Origin of the sequence: Pantanalinema rosaneae CENA516, assembly GCF_050753385.1 — a bacterium.
GTDB classification, from domain to species: domain Bacteria; phylum Cyanobacteriota; class Cyanobacteriia; order Leptolyngbyales; family Leptolyngbyaceae; genus Pantanalinema; species Pantanalinema rosaneae.
Map to the genome: position 1 here is coordinate 1 of NZ_JBLZFZ010000100.1, position 14,051 is coordinate 14,051.

The following is a 14,051-nucleotide window of genomic DNA, read 5'->3' on the forward strand; positions in this document are numbered from 1 at the left end:
AGATGTGTATAAGAGACAGCCTCCCCACCTCCCCACCTACCAATTCCTCCCTTCTATACTGAAGAAGAAGCCAACGGTACGGAGAACGCAGCATGACATTGAATCCAGACATCATGCAGGCGGTAGAACGCTTAAACTACCGAGTGACAGTCGGGGATGTTGCCGCTCAAGCTGGGCTAGAGATTAATCTGGCGCAACAGGGCTTGCTGGCACTGGCATCTGATGCGGGAGGACATTTGCAGGTGGCGGAGTCCGGTGAGATCGCCTATTTGTTTCCCAAAGATTTTCGCGCCGTTCTCCGGAATAAGTATTTCCGGCTACAGCTACAAGAGTGGTGGAACAAAATCTGGAAAGTCTTGTTCTACTTAATCCGGATTTCGTTTGGCATTATTTTAATCGTCTCAATCCTGCTGATCTTTATCGCGATTTTCGCCATTATGATGGCAGCGAGTTCTAGCCGGGATGGTGAGCGGAGTGATTCTGGCGGTTCCACAATCAGGTTGCCAAATATCTGGATTAGTCCTGATTTCTTCTGGATTTTTCGACCCAGTTATTACGATCGCCCCTACGACAATCGCCGCACCCGACCAACCGAAGATCGGCAATTAAATTTTTTAGAAGCGATATTTTCCTTTTTGTTTGGGGATGGCAATCCCAACCACAACTTAGAGGAACGTCGTTGGCAAGCGATCGGGACGGTCATTCGCAATCACCAGGGGGCAGTCGTCGCTGAACAGATTGCACCCTATTTAGATGACTTAGGTCAGGGCTATGCCCAAGAGTATGAAGAATATATGCTACCCGTCCTGACCCGGTTTAACGGCAGACCGGAAGTGAGTCCTGAGGGCGACATCATTTACCAGTTTCCAGACTTGCAAACCTCCGCTACCCAACAGCGTCGGCACTCGATCGCCGCCTATCTGCAAGAACTACCCTGGCAATTCAGTCAAGCGACCAGTGGACAACGCACCCTGGCGATCGGGTTAGGAGTGCTCAACCTGGGCGGAGCCATCTGGTTAGGTTTCTTACTGGCGGGGGGTGAACTGGCGGCGGAACTGGGTGGGATTGTTGCATTTGTGCAATCGATCTTTTGGCTCCTACTAGCCTATGGAGTGGCATTCTTAGCCATCCCGATCGGGCGATATTTGTGGATCCGTGGGCAAAACCACAAAATCATCAGCCGTAACCAGTCACGCCAGACCCGAGCCATGCGATTAGAGGCAGGCGACGATCGCCTACAGCAAAAGTTACTCTATGCCGAACAATTTGCGGCTGCCACGGTGATTGATCAGGAGAACCTTGCCTATACCACCGAACGAGATTTGATTGAACAGGACATTGAGAATGCGGACAGAATTGATGCCGAGTGGCAACAGCGACTCAATCAGGGGAAATAATGGCTCCTTTGTATTTCTTAATACATCATCTATTTAAACTATATGATGCATTTCTTTACGTCAGCGATCATCTATTTCCCCGGTATCGAGTAATACTAAATACAGTGTTACTTTTTGACATTCACCGACACAGTTCGTCAATGCCGATGAAAATTCAACCTGGTGATTTACTGATTGCCAATGACGGCAACTTCTATCGAGTGCTGGAATGCAGTGAGGAGATGATTTCCCTGACTCGGGTTAATGGCTATACTTTTTTTTCTTGCAAAACTGAATTCGTCAAGTCTACCTTTAGAACCTTACAACCTTCCACGGTATAAAATTTAGCTGTTTGTGCATGCTTTACTTCAGTATCACAATTCATGGATCGCTAGCAGATGGGAAGTAACGCCCCAGGTTCCCATCTCATCTAGCAACTCACCGGAACAGCAGCGTTTCAAGACCACTCGTTAGTCGATCGCAATCATATCTCCATAGTCAGCGGCTAAATCCGCTTCAGTTAATACATCACTCGCTAACTGTGGAGTCCATAACAGTTCAAAGGCTAATAGGTAGGGTGACCGCATCATACTAATGTCTTGCAAAACATCTCGCAATACAGACGTAGTATAGATTTCACCAAACAGAGGTTGATCGTCGGCAGTCCCCAGCAGTAATGTGACCACGGTATAGGTTTTATGGGAGCGGTTTGTAGTTAAAGGACGGGCAGCCGTTTCCTGATCAGCTAATACCGTCGGGAGGGGCTCTTCTCGAATCACCCCATCCACATTACTGAAGGTTTCGGCTTGAAACTTACTCCGTTCATGCAGCGATCGTTGAATAAATAGGGTTTCAGCGTCCTCTCGACTGTAGACCGTTTCAGAACTGGCTAGGACATGCGTCCAGTAGGACGATCGCTCTAACAGTAGTTTGGCAACCTGTTGCAATAACTCAAACAGCCCTTCTGATGTGCTGGTATCCGCCTGTTCACCCAATTCAGTTAACCGAGTTTGCAAGCCATAGCCATCTGCCCGTAACGCCACTTGTAACTGGCTGACCGTCACAATATCATTCGTCAGTTCGTTCGGATCAATATTTTCTAAATGAATATCCACAGCACCCCCAAGTGTCTGGTTAGCACTTTGTCATCAATTATTGGTTAGTCGTTAGCTGTATCGAGTTAGCGATCAATCATAGTATTAGTTTTAACCAATAGCTCACGGATCATGGCTGAAACTCTGACCCACACTATGCCAGAGTTTGCTCAATTCTTATCGGGAAATCACACGACTGACCGCTAAATCTGTACCATGTCGGTGTACTCCGTCAGTAGCTCATCATAGGTCAAGCTATCGCTGGCATCCTGAGGGCTCCAGAGCAGTTCAAACACCATCAAGTATTCTGAAGGCACCGATGCCAGTTGTTCCAATGCCTGTTTCAGCGCTGCCGTTGTCCGAATCTCGCCAAATAAGGGCTGGTCATGCGCCGTCCCTACTAACAGCGTCACCACGATATAAGCCGCTGGATCAGCATCGGGATTCGGTCGAAAATCAGAGCGTTGATGCACCCGTCCGCCAACATTGGTCAGCGTTTCAACCCCAAATTTACTCCGCTCTGCGATCGACAGCTTACTAAACAGGGTTTCGGCTTCCTCCCGACTCCTCACCGTTTGGGAACTTGCCAAGACATGCGACCAGTTTTCTGGAGTCCGCAGGAGCGCCAGAGCCGACTCCTGAAGCAGTTGTAGCAAACCTTCTGGCGTATCAGTATCAATCCCCAGACTGATGCTGGTTAACTCTGATTGCACCGATCGGGCTTCCGCCAGCAGAGCGACCTGAATCTTGCTGACCGTAACGATGTCATTATCCACCACCCGATTGCCACTGTCACTACCGCCTGACAGCCCCCGCAGGGCTCGGATCATGTAGTAAGCAATCATGACGATCACGATCGTGGACACCCCTAAAAGGATCAGCCCCACAATCCAGTCACCGCCACTAGAAGTAGTGGAATAGCCGCCGTTGCCATAGTAGGAATTGCGTGGTCCCACAGGAACCGGAATCACTGTTGTGCCCCCACCCCGGTAGTCTCGATTAGAGTTGCGGTTGTAATTGCTGGAACCTGAATTTCGATTGCTAGAGCCGCCCGAAGAACGGTTCGATGGGCTACGGGAACCTCCGGAGGAAGAGGGCGATCGGCGAAATGATCCACCTCCGGCACGCCCACCACTCCGGCGAGCATAGGCTTCGGTTCCAATTGTCAGTTGAAATTCAGAGATAGTTTGTGGCGATTGGAGATCTGGTAGCTCCAGGGTCATCCCACTTAAGAGCAGGGTGCTTGCTACCAGTAAACCGACTTGTCTTAATCGCGATCGTTCCATAACCAATGACTTACCTACCGAAGGCTAACTGCTGTTGATCTGACTCTTAGCTACAGGATGCCCTTGACCCATTCTAGAAAATCCATTTTGGATGCAAACAAAATCTTATGATTCTTGACCCATAGAGGCATGAATCAGGTTGAGTCACAGGTGTTAGGGTGGATCAGGTGACAACATCCCGTGTCATGCGTGAATTCAATCACAAGCTAAACTGTGGACTTACCTTCATTTCTCTGGTTGTGGAGAATCGCTGCCTGGTCGATGGGGCTAGCGATCGCGGCGTATCTGATCCTGGCGTTGTCAGGTGGTAGCATTTTCTGGTTACGACAACACCACTCGTCCCGTCCCCGGTGGTTACGTCCGTTTCATATCCTGACGGGTATTACGATGGTGGGGCTGGTACTGCTATTGCTGGCGATCGGGATTGTCGGCACCTTGGGGCACTATGGTAGCCTGGGGCACTCGACTCACCTCCCGGCGGGACTGGCTGTAGTAGATCTCGTGTTTTTATCAACCTGGAGTGCCACTCAAATTAGTCAGCAACGTCCCTGGGCAAGACCGTTACATGTGGGGATTAATCTAGTGTTGTTAGTAGCTTTTGTGCTAGTTTCGCTCACAGGCTGGAGTGCTGTGCAAAAGTATTTACCGGGGTAAGGAACCTGTGGCTGCAAGCGATTTAAACTCTCAAGACCAACGGCAGATTCCGGCTCATGACCCACTACCAGCGGTATTTCGGCTCTCGCCCTTGATCCGGATTACCTTACTGAGTTTGTATGGAGCCTTGACCCTGCCCCTGCCGTTTCTGGCAAACCTGAATGCCCCCAATATCCCGCCTGTACTGCTGTGGCTGGGCATTGGCTTAGGGGCGATCGCCCTGTATGGGGCATTAAGTGAGCGGGTGATCGTGGATGCTGAGGCGATTCAGGTGACGTATCCCGCCTGGGTTCCCTCCCTATTCCGGCGGGGATGGTCACTTCCCTGGGCAGACATTACCGCACTGAAACCGCGATCGACGGGGCAGGGAGGCTTAGTCTACTATTTTGTCAGTCAGTCAGGGCAGGCGTATCTGCTACCGATGCGGGTGGCTGGCTTTGCCCGTTTAGTCAGGTTAGTGCAGGAACGGACTGAGATTGATACCACGGATGTCCGACCGCTGGCTCAACCCTGGATGTATTTAATTTTGCTAGGGCTAACGCTGTTGCTCCTGGCGATCGATGCTTGGACAATTGGGCTGGCAGTGAGCCACTCGTAAGCGAACTAGGGAAACATGACGGAATCAACGAGGGGTCAAGGATTAAATGCGGAATCATGGCAAATTCGAGCGGAGCGAGTTAGCCTATCGCCGCGTCTATTTACCTCTGCTCCATCTGCCAGTGATCTGCCAGCCTATTACCTGGTGAAAGACCTCTCGTTTGGGGTGCGGGCAGGAGATCGACTTGCGATCGTAGGGGCATCCGGTGCGGGAAAAACCTCCTTATTACGGTTACTAAATCGCTTAAGTGAACCGACCCGTGGCACATTGTATTGGCAGGAGCGCCCCTACACCACTATCCCAGTAATGCAATTGCGCCAACAGATTGTTTTGGTCTTACAAGAATCGAAATTACTGGGCATGACGGTTCAGGACGCTTTAGCCTATCCCCTACGATTGCGGGGACTATCTAAACAAGCGATTCAGCAACGGGTTGGCGAATGGAGCGATCGCCTGCATATTCCCAGTAACTGGTTTGATCGCACCGAATTACAGCTTTCCGTCGGTCAACGACAATTGGTTGCGATCGCTCGGGCGTTAGCCACTCAACCTCAAGTGCTCTTGCTGGATGAACCCACCTCTGCCCTGGATGTCGGACGCAGTGAGGTAGTGCTGTCGGTGTTAGCAGACCTGACGCGATCGGGCAGCCTCACTGTCTTGATGGTGACGCATCAATTAGACCTGGCACAGCAGTTTTGTCACCGACTGCTGCATTTACAGGAGGGCATGGTGCAGCAAGATTGCCCGGTGGATAGAGTAGATTGGGCAGCGTTGCGTACTAGCCTGATTACCGCAGAACAGCAACAACAAGAAGAATGGACATGAAATTGCTGCTCCAGGAATAACACCTAGAACAGCAAATTGTGGAAGATTCAGCGCATTCTCGCGATCGGGAATTGACAAACTTCAGATGGCTTCCTGATTCTTTTCGCCAGTCCGAATCCGAATAATTTGATCAACGGGAGTGATAAAGATCTTGCCATCACCGATTTCGCCCGTCCGAGCGGCAACGATGATTTTGTCAACCACCATATCGACTTGCTCGTCTTCCACCACAATTTCGATTTTGAGTTTTTGCAGAAATTCAACTGTATATTCTGAGCCACGATACCGCTCAGTTTGCCCCTTTTGTCGCCCAAAGCCTCGCACTTCTGAAACGGTCATGCCAACAATGCCAGCATTGACGAGCGCGATTTTAACTTCGTCAAGTTTGAACGGGCGAATAATTGCCTCAACCTTTTTCAACTCCTACACTCCTTATGTTTATTGAATAATTCCGTTGTCTAGCATGACACTTTCTATCACCGTCTAGAGCGGGTGTTTTGTAACAAAAAGTACAATTCGCCAGCCAACCTTTAGTTTGCTTGACTCATCTCCTCTGGGGTCTGGTAGCTTATCCCAGCGATCAGGGCTCGATCGCTTAGGAATGGGATTAAATCAGTTCGAGTTTTGGTAGGGGCAGGTTTGGTCAGCAAGTGTACAAGAGAAGGCAGATCGATCTGCTAAACCCGCCCGTACAGGTTGCCGATTGATTAAATTCACGATCGCTTAACGCGGCGGTAGGAGCGGACGCACAATCAGAAAACCTGTGCCAAATGCCGTGACGATAATTGTGCAAATGACTAACGCCAGCCACCAGGCACTAATTTCCGAGGATTTGTCGGGGGGCGCACTCTGCCGCAATTGAGGCTCTTGCTCAGTCAGCCGTTTCTCGGAACTAGGGGAAATTTCAGCCGGGAGGCTGGTCTTCGATTTCGCTGATTTCTGCCGGGAGGGTGCTTGAATAATCGTCGCTGGAGGTAAATCAAAAATGGCTTCCAGGTTAGTTAGCGTCGGATCGACAGGAGCGATCGCACCGTCATGCTGATAGCCATCGGCAACCTGCCGCAACCGCAACGAGGACTGGACGACTCGCTCAATCTCTAACCGCAGTTGTTGGTTTTGTTGCATCAACTGTTGGTTATCGGTTTGCAAGGTTTTCAGCATGCCTTGAGCCGTCTGTAACTCAGTCACAACCTCGCGATACAGCGAAATCGGAACAGAGGGGGATTGCGGTGCCGCCGTGGGCATGGGAGCGACCGCCGCTGGTTTGGTAGCTTGTCTGGGGTTGGCGTTCACGTTTGCCATAAGTCTCTATAGTTGCTTAAACGAGGATTGGAAAATTACGCCACCAGAATAGCCGCAATTAGAACGATCGCCACAAAATTTGTCAAGTAATTTTTTTTAACCAGGTCAGTGCCCTAGCAAAATCAGTGATCCAGGTCACTGACTATGGCTCATTAATAAATCACCCATCTAGGTGAACCCGTGTGAGGAGGTAGGCACAGGCAGATCCCACTTAGGCTAATAGTGTTGGGATCAATGGCTAGATTATGTGCTCGTTGGCTGATAGAAGCGTGTCTGTATCCACCTGGTCGATCGCGGCAAGGGGTGGCAAACCTATCCTCCAGGTCGGTGCTACGGGTCAGGAAGTGGTTGAATTACAAAAACTGCTGGCACACTGGCAGATTTACTCGGCAGCATTGACTGGGGTATTCGATCGCTCCCTGGAAACGGCGGTAAAACGATTTCAAGGTCAGGTGTTTTTAAAGGAAACCGGTATAGTCGATCGCAGAACCTGGCAAGCCTTATATCAAGGGTCGCCGATCGATATGCCAGTCTTGCAACGGGGCGGCTCAGGAGAAGCCGTCAAGCTGTTACAGCAGAGCTTAACGGTAACCAAGGATTATTTTGGGGCGATCGACGGCAGCTTTGGGCAAAAGACAGAACAAGCCGTTCGGAGTTTTCAGCGACGACAGGGGTTAATTGCCGATGGAATTGTCAGTCCATGTACCTGGCGGGCATTAGGCAAAACCCGATACTAGATTTAATCCAGACTCCTGAGGCAGAGCAATCCTCTGGCGGGAAAGCGGCTCTAAATTTTGTCAACGCTGCATAATGCTCGACCTTTACCTCGATAGATCACCATCTGCATCTATCTTGGTTCCCAGAGGTTGAGTCATGGCAGTATCGACAATCAATAGCATTGCGGCTCTATTACAACGTCATTCCCGCTTCACCCAGGGCTTACTTCCGATCCCCCTCCTGCAAAGTGGTCATTGCCTGCGTCTGTCCGCCCATAGTGCCGGGGGCTTAATTATTCAAAAACCGTTTTATGCTGACTTTGCGGGTGCCGGAGCCGCCGTCGGCTGTAGTTTTGATGGCGATTGTGTTGCCGTTTACGTGTTAGGGACAGTTGAATTTGAGCTTCCGACTACATTTGCCGATCGCCAGACCGCCTTTCAACAGCGAATTGCCTACAGCGATCGCATTAGCAATATTGCGATCGTCCGGTGCCATGACCACCGCGCTACATTAATTGTCAACCAACTCTGTGCCTGGGCCGGGTTAGACGAAGCCCAAAAAATTCCGGCAGAGTGGATTGCTCGCTTGGTTGGTGTGTCGCCGCGACGGATTCGGGCCGCATGGCAACAACATTGGCTGGACTGTCAAATTCTGCCACCTCAGCCGCTAGTAACGGGCGATCGGCGGTAAAAAATCCAGGCTAGCAGTGGGCAAGGAGAGGTCAGGAATCAGGTCAGGAATTTTTTCTTGAAAAACCTTTATTCAGAAAAGCCTGATTTACAGTTAGAAAAGGAGTGAAAGTAAATAATGATCAGTCGTGAGTCGTCGCTGAGTCAGCCTCATCGGTCAGTCGTCGCAAAGCATCTTGCCCTTGGAACACTGATTGGTGACTTGACACGGATCTAAGGCGCAGGGGCTGAGGTCAGGAAACCTAAACCACTCATGCCGGAAGAACCGTCCACTGCCCACTTACTAATAGAACTGGAAGCGCTTCGCCGGGAAGTGGCAATCTTGCGTCAAGAAAAGCTTGACCTCCAAGTTGTACTAGAAACCACAACTACCCATACCGATGCCATCCAACACCAGTTGTACGAGACGAACCAACGCCTCCAGGCTGAAGTGCAGGAACGCCAACGCATTGAACTCGCTCTCAAGGCATCGGAGGCAGAACTGCAAACCTTGCTGGATTTGGTGCAACGCGATAAAGCCGATCTGGAAATTTTGCTGGAGACGATGGCGGAACATAGTGATGCGGTGGAAGCCCAACTCCACGATCGGGCAGAAGCCGCGCTGCGGGAAAGTGAACGCCGTTTGGCTCAATTTCTAGATGCCGTTCCCGTGGGGGTGTTTGTCGTGAACGCCCAGGGACAACCCTACTATGCCAATCGAATTGCCAAACAACTGCTCGGACAGGGAGTGAACCCCGGATTACAGGTTGAGGATTTTCCCAGTACCTATCAGACGTATCTCGCTGGCACGGATCAATTCTATCCGCCGGAACGCCAACCGATTTTTCGGGCACTTCAGGGAGACAGTACCACCGTTGATGATCTGGAACTGCATTTGGAGGAACGGATCATTCCATTAGAAGTGTGGGCAAGTCCGATTTTCGACCGGGCGGGACGAATTGAGTATGCGATCGCGGCATTTCAGGATATTACCGATCGCAAACGGGCAGAAGCGGAACGCCAAGTTTTTACCGAACAGCTTTGTCAGATCAACCAATCCTATGAACGCTTTGTACCGCGCCAGTTTCTGCAATTACTCGATAAAGCCAGTATTGTCGAAGTGCAACTGGGCGATCAGGTGCGGAAGGAAATGGCAGTGTTGTTTGCCGATATTCGCAACTTTACCTCGTTATCGGAACGCCTGACCCCAGAGGAAAACTTTCGGTTTATCAACTCCTACCTCAGCCGCATGGAGCCGTTGATCGTCCAAAATCACGGTTTTGTAGACAAATACATTGGGGATGCCATTATGGCGCTGTTCAGTGCCGGAGCCGATGATGCCGTCCAGGCTGGCATTGCCATGTTGAACGAGCTACAGGTTTATAACCGCCATCGCGCTAGCATTGGCTATGTGCCGATTCATGTCGGGATTGGGATTAATACCGGATCATTGATGTTAGGAACCGTGGGGGGCAGTCAGCGCATGAATGGCACCGTGATCAGCGATGCCGTTAATATCGCGGCTCGGGTTGAGGGGTTGACCAAAGACTACAATGTGCCGTTGCTGATTACCCACCAAACCTTTTGGCGCTTACAGGATGCCACCCGCTATGCCATTCGCTGGATCGATCGCGTCCGAGTCAAAGGCAAGTCGGATGATATTGCCATTTTTGAAGTGTTTGATGCTGATTCAGAACCACTGAAAGAAGGCAAGTTAGCTACGCTGAGCCAATTTGAGGCGGCGATGATCCTCTACAGCCAAAACCAATATGTTGAGGCAGGAAAACTGTTGGCGGAATGTTTACGCCTCAGCCCCGGCGATCAAGTCGCTCGGATCTATTGGGAACGCTGTCAGGCGCAACGATCGCACCGATAGCCGTTGACTTAAACTCCGGCTTACCCTTTGCCCTCCTGATTGATACAGGCAGGGTTGTTGACATGCTGACAAACTTTGTTCCATAAGGTGGTTCGGGTTCCGGGCGGTCCCACGGAGAACAGCACTCGATCGCCCCCAACCAGTTTGATGATTTTCACCTTACAGACTGGACAGGTTTGCATCGGTTGGTCTGCCATAGGTAGCGCTCAATCACAGTTGTTTGAGTATTGTCTCATCAGAATTCCATCCTGCAACAGTTTCCGATCTGCATAATTTCTCGTTTCTAACCCGATAAAGCAGTAGGAAGACCGAGGCGATCGGATGACTGAGGGGAGGATGTGATATGGGTAGCTCGAAAGCGTGGCAAGTAACTGGCAGTCTGTGGTTTGCCAAACTGAGTATCGTTTTCGTAGCCGTAGGGGTACTGAGTCTAGATGTGGCAAGCAGTCAGGCACAGTTCCAACCTGCCCTCCAAAGTCACTTGAATTCGGTAGACGCTCCAGTAGAGTGCGATCGTCCCTACCAGCCACCCAAACGCGGCATTCCTGGTCGGCGGGAAGCGGCGGGGAGTCGTTAGGTCAATTAACCCTTCAACTCATTCAGTCACCTGGGAGCTAAACGACACGGGTAAGCTGCTAGGAGTTTAGGATTGGGGAGGTAATCTGGTGTAAGACCACCACTCCTTTGAGACTGTGGCGAGCACCTAGCGTCATCAAGCCCCATTACCACCGCTGACATGACTGAATTTGACGACCCGCTCTACCAGCTTGTAGTCGAAGCCTGCAAGCATCCTCCCGGCAGTGTGCAACGCCAAAAAAACCTGACGCAAGTCATTCGCCGGGTTAGCCCAAAATTGTGGCGAGAATATACTCCTTACTATCAAGATGCCCTTCAGCAAACCTGGGTGTACTTTTGCCAGAACGTTTGTGAACGAGGTACGGGGGAGAAATATGATCCCACGCGGAGCAGTGTTGCCACCTGGTTAAATTACTATCTGCGACGACGGTTACAGGATCATTTCATTCAGCAGCAAAAGCAACAGGCAACCCAGGCAGCGAGTCAGGCACGCGGCGCAAAATCGGGGGAGCCAGGAGAATTCGTTAACCCGATCGATTTAGTCCCTGCCCCCCCGGATGTGCCACCGATTCTGGAAGAGGTAAAAGCCTGGGCAACAGCAGATGCCACGGGAGAATTATGTGCCACTCACATCAAAGGTCATCCCGAAGTCAATTGTCAGGTGTTAATTTTGCGACGATTACCACCAGAGACAAGCTGGAAAGCGCTTTCCGAAGAATTTGGGCTACCAATTCCGACCCTAAGTGCGTTTTACCAACGACAATGTGTGCCTCGCTTGCGTAAGTTTGGTGAATCCGAGGGATATGTATAAAGCGAGAAGGATAAACGACCATGACCTACAGCATGTATGAGACTGAAGATTTCGCTCTACCCTTACCCATTACTCAATCTGCCCGCCAGCTTGCCCAGGAGTTTGCCCATCAGCAACCGACCCCGGCAAGAGCGACCCAGGTAGAGTTAAATACCCTGGCAGTCTGCATTGTGAATGACTATCTCCAACTCATGGGGATAACAACCAATTTGCTGGCGGGTGATAGCTGGAATCCGATCGTGCGGCTCTGTGCCGATGTCGCGGATCTGGAACTTCCGGGGTTTGGTCGTCTGGAATGTCGTCCGATCGCTCCTGGGATGCCAACCTGCGCGATTCCACCGGAAACCTGGTCAGACCGGGTAGGGTATGTGGTGGTTCAGATTGATGCATCCCTCCAAAATGGGCAAATTCTGGGATTTGTGCCCTCGGCGGCTGTAGAAGAGTTACCCCTGAATCAACTGCAATCTCCAGAAGCCATGCTGGATTACCTGGCAGCATTACAACCTGTGGCAATTCCAGCAACGATCGCAGAAGTTCAAACGGTGGCTCGTCAAACCCTGATCAACTTAGGAGAATGGGCACAGGGCGTGTTTGAGGACGGCTGGCAAACGGTAGAATCCTTACTCAATCCACCGGAATTTAGTCCTGCTTTCGCCTTTCGAGGCGTAGAGAGTCCAGAAACCCTTGCTTCAGACACCACGGATACCATCCGGCGAGCCAAGCTGATTGATCTCGGGATTCAGGCAAACAATCAGCCCGTGGCGTTAGTCGTAGAACTGCGTCCAGAGGGCAACCAGGAAACGGCTGTCCGGCTGCAAGTCCATCCAACTGGCAACCAGCTTCATTTACCCAGTGAACTGCAATTAGCCGTGTTGGATGATAGCGGCAATGTCTTTTTATCGACGCAATCTCGCAGTGCGGATAACTATATTCAGTTGCAGTTTAGCGGGGTAGCCGGAGAACGCTTTAGTTCCCAAGTGGCGATCGGGGAAACCCAAATTACCCAGGAGTTTGTGATCTAACCACCCGCTGTCGTGAACCCCGGAATAACTGGAATCATGCTGTCCCCTAGCACCATGACTTCCCCATCTCCCCACTCCCCACTCCCCATCCTCCCATCTCCCCAACCTTCCTCACGTTTTGAGTTGCAGTGATGAGTAAGCTTGTTGTCCTAAAACTGAGTGACGGTAGCTTCGAGCAGGGTTTTTCGGTGACGCTACAGATTGGCGATGAAGCCACCCGCCCCACGATCGAAATGACTGGCAAATTGCCCCCTGCGCCAGAAATGCCGTTGTATTACAGTCATTGGCAGTCAAGCTACAAGCGGCTAGGATTGCGATCGCGGTTATCTGCCCCACCGGTGCAAGTCACAAATGTCTCAGTGGTAGAAGATTGCCGAATTGCCGCAAAGATGTTACGGGTACGGTTAAATACCTGGCTGCGATCGGAAGAATTTCGCCCAATTCGAGAAACCTGGCTAGAACAACTCTCCCCGGCTGAGAAGATTCGGGTGATTGTGCAGACCGACGATCGCCAGTTGCAACGGTTTCCCTGGCATCTGTTGGACATGATGGAGCGCTACACCCGAGCCGAAATTGCGGTGAGTGCGCCCAGTTACCAGCAAGTCCGCCGTTTACCAGGACATCATCCCAGGATTAACATTCTGGCGATTATTGGCAATAGTGCGGGAATTAATACCCAAGCCGATCGGGAATTGTTAGAACAACTGCCGGATGCCGATGTCACATTCTTGGTACAGCCCGAACGCCAGGAGGTAACGAATCAATTATGGGCAAAACCCTGGGATATTCTATTTTTTGCTGGTCATAGCATTACCGAAGAAACAGGTCGGATTTACATTAACGCCACAGATAGCCTGACCGTGAGTGAATTGAAATATGCCCTGAGAAAAGCGATCGAGCGAGGTCTGAAACTGGCAATTTTCAACTCCTGTGATGGCATAGGACTGGCTCCTGAACTGGCAGACCTGCATATTCCCCAAATTATCCTGATGCGCGAACCCGTTCCCGATCAAGTCGCTCAGGAATTTCTCAAAGCCTTCTTAGCAGAATTCTCCCAAGGCGAATCCTTTTATCTGGCAGTGCGGAATGCCCGCGAACGATTACAGGGGCTAGAAGATCGCTTTCCCTGCGCCAGTTGGCTACCAATTATTTGCCAAAACCCGGCTGAACTCCCTCCCACCTGGCAAACCCTCCTAGGCCAAACGCCCCCCTCTGCCCTACCTCCCCCTGTCTCTTATACACATCT

The 14,051-nt window shown here is 51.0% G+C and carries 17 protein-coding genes; 12 read left to right on the forward strand and 5 right to left on the reverse strand.

Translation table 11 applies throughout. The features are described 5' to 3' along the window. Positions 1-92: 92 nt before the first annotated feature. Both ACN4EK_RS30810 and ACN4EK_RS30815 read left to right on the forward strand, forming a co-directional pair. Positions 93-1,397: a hypothetical protein gene (locus ACN4EK_RS30810; RefSeq protein ID WP_431662265.1), complete on the forward strand. Its 1,305-nt coding sequence runs from the start codon at positions 93-95 to the stop codon at positions 1,395-1,397. A gap of 146 nt (positions 1,398-1,543) precedes the next feature. Next, a complete protein-coding gene (locus ACN4EK_RS30815; RefSeq protein WP_431662266.1) occupies positions 1,544-1,717 on the forward strand; it encodes a hypothetical protein in 174 nt (57 codons plus the stop codon). A gap of 129 nt (positions 1,718-1,846) precedes the next feature. On the opposite strand, the gene ACN4EK_RS30820 is transcribed toward ACN4EK_RS30815, so the two are convergent. Beyond that, a complete protein-coding gene (locus ACN4EK_RS30820; RefSeq protein ID WP_431662267.1) occupies positions 1,847-2,491 on the reverse strand; it encodes a DUF1517 domain-containing protein in 645 nt (214 codons plus the stop codon). 182 nt (positions 2,492-2,673) lie between these two features. Next, positions 2,674-3,756, reverse strand: a complete 1,083-nt coding sequence (locus tag ACN4EK_RS30825; RefSeq protein ID WP_431662268.1) for a DUF1517 domain-containing protein — start codon at positions 3,754-3,756, stop codon at positions 2,674-2,676. A gap of 213 nt (positions 3,757-3,969) precedes the next feature. Here ACN4EK_RS30825 and ACN4EK_RS30830 point away from each other — a divergent pair, with 213 nt between their 5' ends. The 3 genes from ACN4EK_RS30830 to ACN4EK_RS30840 are packed head-to-tail and all read left to right on the forward strand — an operon-like array spanning position 3,970 to position 5,833. Continuing rightward, a complete protein-coding gene (locus tag ACN4EK_RS30830) occupies positions 3,970-4,410 on the forward strand; it encodes a DUF4079 domain-containing protein (RefSeq protein WP_431662269.1) in 441 nt (146 codons plus the stop codon). Between the two features lie 7 nt (positions 4,411-4,417). After that, the gene (locus ACN4EK_RS30835; protein WP_431662270.1) at positions 4,418-5,008 is read left to right on the forward strand and encodes a hypothetical protein; all 591 of its coding nucleotides are present in this window, start codon (positions 4,418-4,420) and stop codon (positions 5,006-5,008) included. A gap of 15 nt (positions 5,009-5,023) precedes the next feature. Beyond that, entirely contained in the window at positions 5,024-5,833 is an 810-nt protein-coding gene (locus tag ACN4EK_RS30840) for an ABC transporter ATP-binding protein (RefSeq protein ID WP_431662271.1), read from the forward strand. Between the two features lie 81 nt (positions 5,834-5,914). Here the strand turns inward: ACN4EK_RS30840 and ACN4EK_RS30845 are convergent, their stop codons facing one another. Beyond that, positions 5,915-6,253 carry a P-II family nitrogen regulator gene (locus ACN4EK_RS30845; RefSeq protein WP_431662272.1) on the reverse strand — a complete coding sequence of 113 codons (339 nt, stop codon included), beginning with the start codon at positions 6,251-6,253 and terminating at the stop codon, positions 5,915-5,917. Between the two features lie 303 nt (positions 6,254-6,556). Then, positions 6,557-7,135, reverse strand: a complete 579-nt coding sequence (locus ACN4EK_RS30850; protein ID WP_431662273.1) for a hypothetical protein — start codon at positions 7,133-7,135, stop codon at positions 6,557-6,559. Positions 7,136-7,404: 269 nt separating this feature from the next. On the opposite strand from ACN4EK_RS30850, the gene ACN4EK_RS30855 reads away from it, so the two are divergent. The 3 genes from ACN4EK_RS30855 to ACN4EK_RS30865 all read left to right on the forward strand — a co-directional run bounded on the left by ACN4EK_RS30855 (position 7,405) and on the right by ACN4EK_RS30865 (position 10,396). Continuing rightward, on the forward strand, positions 7,405-7,872 hold the full coding sequence (locus ACN4EK_RS30855) for a peptidoglycan-binding domain-containing protein (RefSeq protein ID WP_431662274.1): 468 nt from the start codon (positions 7,405-7,407) through the stop codon (positions 7,870-7,872). A 136-nt stretch (positions 7,873-8,008) separates the two neighbouring features. Continuing rightward, positions 8,009-8,542 carry a hypothetical protein gene (locus ACN4EK_RS30860; protein ID WP_431662275.1) on the forward strand — a complete coding sequence of 178 codons (534 nt, stop codon included), beginning with the start codon at positions 8,009-8,011 and terminating at the stop codon, positions 8,540-8,542. Between the two features lie 252 nt (positions 8,543-8,794). Then, complete coding sequence (locus ACN4EK_RS30865; protein ID WP_431662276.1) at positions 8,795-10,396, forward strand: adenylate/guanylate cyclase domain-containing protein; 1,602 nt, start codon at positions 8,795-8,797, stop codon at positions 10,394-10,396. Between the two features lie 20 nt (positions 10,397-10,416). Here the strand turns inward: ACN4EK_RS30865 and ACN4EK_RS30870 are convergent, their stop codons facing one another. Further along, positions 10,417-10,593, reverse strand: a complete 177-nt coding sequence (locus ACN4EK_RS30870) for a hypothetical protein (RefSeq protein ID WP_431662277.1) — start codon at positions 10,591-10,593, stop codon at positions 10,417-10,419. A 146-nt stretch (positions 10,594-10,739) separates the two neighbouring features. Here ACN4EK_RS30870 and ACN4EK_RS30875 point away from each other — a divergent pair, with 146 nt between their 5' ends. The 4 genes from ACN4EK_RS30875 to ACN4EK_RS30890 form a co-directional block, all read left to right on the forward strand. Beyond that, positions 10,740-10,973: a hypothetical protein gene (locus ACN4EK_RS30875; RefSeq protein WP_431662278.1), complete on the forward strand. Its 234-nt coding sequence runs from the start codon at positions 10,740-10,742 to the stop codon at positions 10,971-10,973. Positions 10,974-11,132: 159 nt separating this feature from the next. Then, positions 11,133-11,783 carry a sigma-70 family RNA polymerase sigma factor gene (locus tag ACN4EK_RS30880; RefSeq protein ID WP_431662279.1) on the forward strand — a complete coding sequence of 217 codons (651 nt, stop codon included), beginning with the start codon at positions 11,133-11,135 and terminating at the stop codon, positions 11,781-11,783. Between the two features lie 20 nt (positions 11,784-11,803). Next, entirely contained in the window at positions 11,804-12,805 is a 1,002-nt protein-coding gene (locus ACN4EK_RS30885; RefSeq protein WP_431662280.1) for a DUF1822 family protein, read from the forward strand. A 131-nt stretch (positions 12,806-12,936) separates the two neighbouring features. Continuing rightward, positions 12,937-14,051 (forward strand): CHAT domain-containing protein (locus ACN4EK_RS30890; protein WP_431662281.1); only part of this gene is annotated, 1,115 nt, incomplete at its 3' end.

Coding starts and splice junctions, on each gene's coding strand:
- ACN4EK_RS30885 (WP_431662280.1), top strand. CDS start 11,804: ATGACCTACAGCATGTATGAGACTGAAGATTTCGCTCTACCCTTACCC.
- ACN4EK_RS30850 (WP_431662273.1), bottom strand. CDS start 7,135: ATGGCAAACGTGAACGCCAACCCCAGACAAGCTACCAAACCAGCGGCG.
- ACN4EK_RS30825 (WP_431662268.1), bottom strand. CDS start 3,756: ATGGAACGATCGCGATTAAGACAAGTCGGTTTACTGGTAGCAAGCACC.
- ACN4EK_RS30875 (WP_431662278.1), top strand. CDS start 10,740: ATGGGTAGCTCGAAAGCGTGGCAAGTAACTGGCAGTCTGTGGTTTGCC.
- ACN4EK_RS30870 (WP_431662277.1), bottom strand. CDS start 10,593: ATGGCAGACCAACCGATGCAAACCTGTCCAGTCTGTAAGGTGAAAATC.
- ACN4EK_RS30865 (WP_431662276.1), top strand. CDS start 8,795: ATGCCGGAAGAACCGTCCACTGCCCACTTACTAATAGAACTGGAAGCG.
- ACN4EK_RS30860 (WP_431662275.1), top strand. CDS start 8,009: ATGGCAGTATCGACAATCAATAGCATTGCGGCTCTATTACAACGTCAT.
- ACN4EK_RS30815 (WP_431662266.1), top strand. CDS start 1,544: ATGAAAATTCAACCTGGTGATTTACTGATTGCCAATGACGGCAACTTC.
- ACN4EK_RS30840 (WP_431662271.1), top strand. CDS start 5,024: ATGACGGAATCAACGAGGGGTCAAGGATTAAATGCGGAATCATGGCAA.
- ACN4EK_RS30810 (WP_431662265.1), top strand. CDS start 93: ATGACATTGAATCCAGACATCATGCAGGCGGTAGAACGCTTAAACTAC.
- ACN4EK_RS30880 (WP_431662279.1), top strand. CDS start 11,133: ATGACTGAATTTGACGACCCGCTCTACCAGCTTGTAGTCGAAGCCTGC.